General features: G+C 61.8%; 1 protein-coding gene. It reads right to left on the bottom strand.

Translation table 11 applies throughout. The features are described 5' to 3' along the window. Positions 1–101: 101 nt before the first annotated feature. Positions 102–1,433, bottom strand: a complete 1,332-nt coding sequence (locus JNB50_RS24760) for a DUF815 domain-containing protein (protein WP_243768958.1) — start codon at positions 1,431–1,433, stop codon at positions 102–104. Positions 1,434–2,278 lie beyond the last annotated feature (845 nt).

The following is a 2,278-nucleotide window of genomic DNA, read 5'->3' on the forward strand; positions in this document are numbered from 1 at the left end:
GTCATCGTGATGACTCCATTCGAGAGGGTTGTAGGAGATTCCTCGAAGGATCACACGGTGACCGCACTTACGTCGTGAACGACGAGCCGGATCACCGTGCGCTACACCACTATGCGGGACTCAACTATCGTCGGCGGCGTGATTTGCTTGACGTATCCGAGGGTCGCAGCCACATAAGCCGAAACGTCTAGCCGCTCGGCAGCATCGACAAGCGCTGCAATTTCCCTAGCCGAGGTCGGGCCCGGCGCGTTTGCGAGGTCGTTTACGCGATCAGCAATTGACTTCACGAGCGGGTCTATAACGCGGCGGGCCGAAGTGAGTCGATCCGCAACCGACGACACGGTTTCGAGCCTAGCCGCACGCAGAACGCGGGTTGCAGCGCGCCGGTACAGCATTGGCCTCACCTCCGCCGGAGCAGCGGCGATGCTCCGTGCGTATGTTGTGGCCAGTGTGGGCGGGGGGACCTCGTGGAGCAAATCCAGCAGCACCTCCGCGCGCAGGTCATGAAGGGCGCGCCACGAGGTGCCGTCGTCGGAGACGATCAGATGCTCATCTCGCAGTCGTGACAAACGACGCGCGACGATCGCAGGAGACTCCCCAACTAAACGTGGCAATTCGTCTGCGGGCACGGATCGACCGAGAGTGTGCAAGGCGGTGATTACTGCCAAGAGTTCTCTTGAATCAGCATGGTCAGTGTCATCGAGTCCCTGCAGCTGAGTGCGCAACACTTCGCGCAGCCGACGTCCTGTCGTGGCGATCGCCACGAACTCCATGAGAAGTCCATCTGCGCGGTGGATTGCCTCTTCGGGTTCGGTAGCAAGTTCGAACCCAGCGGCACGGAGACGAGCGTATATTCGCGCAGCCGACTCTCGCGCAAGCCGCGAGTCCACCAGGTGTGCACCCTCAGCAATCGACGGAAGAAGGTCTTCTTGCCGACATGCCGCCAGGATCGAAACCCCTGAGAATTCGAGCAGCCGGTCTCGAGCCTCTGGCCAACGCTCGGTTGCCGCGCGCCCTAGATCGTCGATGCAAACAACTACTCTGCGTTCAGGCGTCGGAGAAAGCATCCGCACAAGTCGGATCAGGCTTTGCACGTCTGAATCGCTCGAGACCCGAAGCACACGTATGAGCATTGGGCCGTCCTGAAGCAGCGACGCGGATCGCCAAAGCAGGCCTGATTTCCCTGTGCCACTCGCGCCGACGATTAGGACCTGACGGCTCGACTCGAGTGAAGACAGAATTGACTCGCACTCAGGGACGCGGACCACGTCGAGGTCTGCCCCGACGTGGCTGGGGACGACCCTTACGCCGGAGAAGAACTGCTCCTCGCTTTCGGTTGCTATGCGTGAGAAGTCGGCAAACTCGCATACACCTTCCCGAAGCGCGGCCTCGAAGTTCTGTTGGTCGACAGTCTCGCGCAACCGGGAGATCATCGAGTCCACGTCAGCGAGGGTTCGAAGATGGGCAGTCGCGACGTCGCGGCCACGCTGCGCTGACGATACCAAAGCAAGATCTGCAGCAAGGTGCGATCGCGCAATAACGGCAACCGCGGGAGGAATCGAGTAGGCCCTTGCGAGTAGCGACTCGACTTCGACCACAAGTGGGTCCTCAACAACGACAAGGTGGGTTCGGCCAATTAGGCGTTCCGCTGTGTCCGGGTCGCGACGACTGGCTGATAGCTGGTCTCGCACCGCTCGCGTAAGCTCAGCGTCGCCTTGGGGGATTGTTGAACCCCATCCTGTAGCGCCCGCGGCGAAGCCTGCATTGCTGACGATGGCGTACCCGGCGACGCTTCCGTCGTAGTCGCGAGCCGCCTCGACTTGAGCGGCATGCGCGATTACAGACGCAGTCTCCGCGCGACTCATGGTCCGCGCGCTCCGCTGCTTACTCTGGACAAGAAGCCAGCTGCCGTCCTGAAGGCGGCAATCAATGTCCTCAAAACCCTCAGGACGGACAGCGGACACCCGAGGAAGTGGAGAGTCCGACAGCCTCCCGGAACCGAGGAGCAGGGTCGCAAGGTTGATCTGATAGGTCACCCCCGCGACGTTCGCCGCTCCGCTTCGGAGCCGGGCAAAGAGTTCATCGGAAGACTCTTCCGAAAGCAAACTGACGGCGCGCGCCTCCCGTTGGCGTTGGCGCTTCAAAGCCTCGCGTTTAGCGCCCCCGGGTTGTCCCTTTCCCACGACACCTCCAAGCACGATCCACACTGGCACCGTATCCTGCCTCAGGCAGCGGGTGTTCTGGTAGGTGCCATTTGGGGGGGGGGGGGGGGGGGCCG

The organism is Leifsonia sp. TF02-11, from assembly GCF_017565305.1.
Lineage (GTDB): Bacteria > Actinomycetota > Actinomycetes > Actinomycetales > Microbacteriaceae > Leifsonia.